Annotated in this window: 3 pseudogenes; 1 reads left to right on the plus strand and 2 read right to left on the minus strand. The window is 64.1% G+C overall.

Features of this window, described 5'->3' with window-relative positions:
- Nucleotides 1–442 precede the first annotated feature (442 nt).
- Nucleotides 443–665, minus strand: a pseudogene (locus tag ACWCQK_RS41640) (helix-turn-helix domain-containing protein); the annotation flags it as partial.
- A 140-nt stretch (nt 666–805) separates the two neighbouring features.
- Between ACWCQK_RS41640 and ACWCQK_RS41645 the strand changes: the two are divergent.
- A pseudogene (locus ACWCQK_RS41645) lies at nt 806–1,015 on the plus strand (IS1380 family transposase); the annotation flags it as partial.
- Nucleotides 1,016–1,447: 432 nt separating this feature from the next.
- Here ACWCQK_RS41645 and ACWCQK_RS41650 read toward each other — a convergent pair.
- Nucleotides 1,448–1,922 (minus strand): annotated as a pseudogene (locus tag ACWCQK_RS41650) (transposase); the annotation flags it as partial.
- Nucleotides 1,923–2,023: the final 101 nt, after the last annotated feature.

A 2,023-nucleotide genomic window follows, 5' to 3' on the forward strand; every position in this document is an offset into this window, starting at 1 on the left:
GATTGGGGACCAGGGCCCCATCGACGAGACACATCTCGACGTCCTCGTCGAACTCGGCCTCGAAATCAAAGTTATGCATGGGTTCTCCTTTTCTAGCGAGTAGGTGCCAGTCTGCGTATCACCGATAGGCACGCCGGTGCACCGGCGTGCGGCTACCGTCCGAGACGGTAGGTGGCGTTCCGCATGCAAGATTGAGCAATTAGTACTCGATGGTTATTGAGCTTTTCTGGTTCGGGTCGGTGGGTGTGAGGTGAGAGTGAGGTCGGTCTCGGTGAGGCAGCCCTCGATGAGTTCGCGGCGGCGCTGGTGAGGCGCCCCGAAGTTCTCGCACAGCGGTTCCCATCGGATCGAAGTCCAGAACGCCGGAGAGAGCACGTGGCACAGCGGCTACAAGACTCCCGCAGAATTCCACGCCGAGTACGAGAAGTTGCAGGCAGCGGCATAGGATGTCCAGTGTCTCGTCGACATAGGGCCAGGCGGTGCTCTCGGGTATGCCGAAACCGGCGCCCAGTTGGGCGAACGTCGCGTTCTTGCGCAGGTCGACCAGAGCGAGCAGGGCTTGTTTGAAGCAACCGGGTCTGCACCAGTGGGTGTTGCGTGCGCGGCGGTGTGCTGTAGAGCAGCCAGGCAACATGCTCGACGAGTTCGTACGGGACGTCGAGCATGGCTCGATACGGAACTAACCTCGCGCTTTCGTGAAGCTCGGTGTCCGACGGGTGGTCAGGCAAACAAAAAGCGCCTCTGAGCAGCAAGAATGAGGATTGTCGAGGTCCTTGTTCCTGCCACCGTCGGAGGCACTTTCCAGGTGAAGAAGTGTGTCGGGTCCTATCCGCGTGTCCGCGTCGAGGGCGGTGGCCGGGCAGTGGTCTCGCAGGCGGGAGGCGTTCTGCTGGTGGAGACGGCCCGTAAAACCGGGCTGGACCAGGCGATATCGATGGCTCAGGCGCCGTGGTGCAAGGCGCGGGCGGTGCACGATCCGGGGAAGATCCTGCTGGACGTGGCCCTGGCGGTCGCGCACTGAGGAGCATGTCTGTGACCTTGGGGAAATGCCGGCCGAGTATGTCCGCGACGGTGTCGGGCTGGGTCCGGACCGGCTTCAGCGGTGGGCTGAGCGAAGAGGGTGCGGATGGTCGCGGCGACCATTTCCGCGGATCACTTCGGGATCACTGAGCCACTTTCATCCTCTGCTGATTGGTGAAATGGGCTGGTCAGTGGGTGTGGTGACGAGGGCCCTGTTAGCATCGATCTTTCGTGACGGCTTGCTGGTTCATCTGGTGGGCTGTTTCGGCTTGTTGGGTGGGGTGTGGGCAGGTTTGGGGCCCGGCTTTCGCGTCGCGTGGGCGCCGGGTTCCACGGCTCCGGCGTGCGGGTCCTGGTTGTAGGAGTGGGTTGTTGCTGCTGGTCAGCCGGGGTTCGGTAGGACCTGCAGTGGTTCGATCGCGTCGGTTCAAGGCCAGTGCGTCGCGAATTTCAGGTATCGACGGCGGGCTGTGGTGACGAGCTGGGCGGCAGCGGAGAACAGACGGATCCGCAGGCGGCGGGGCGCCCAGAGCCGGGCCGGCCAGCCAGGGCGAGCTGGACGGTCTCCAGCCAGATCTGGTTCTGCGCGGTGTCGTGGAGGGGCAGGTTACGCAAGCCAGTAGCACGGGCTCCTCGAATGCGGTCCTCGGCTCTCGCCCGCTGGCGGTGGCGCAGTTCGAGGGCGGCGATCGCCGTGCCGGTGGTGTGGTGGCAGCAGGTCAGCCGCTGTCCGTCGGTGTCCGTAACGCGCAACTGGGCGCCGGGTGGGGGCGTTCCATGCGGACGATCAGCCGCATTCCCTTCAGCCAGCCCTTGAGTACGTCGCCGTCGAGCTCGGCGACCCAGGCGCCGTCACGAATCCCTCCGTCGGGTTCGGTGGCTGCCGTCCAAGCCGAGCCGGGAATGTTAGAAGCCGTATCTCAACCGATCATGGAACGTGCGGGTCGAACAGGTTTGCCGCCGGGGTGATCTTCCCGTGGTACGCGCATGAAGACAGGGCCTC

The organism is Streptomyces sp. NPDC002306, from assembly GCF_053593435.1.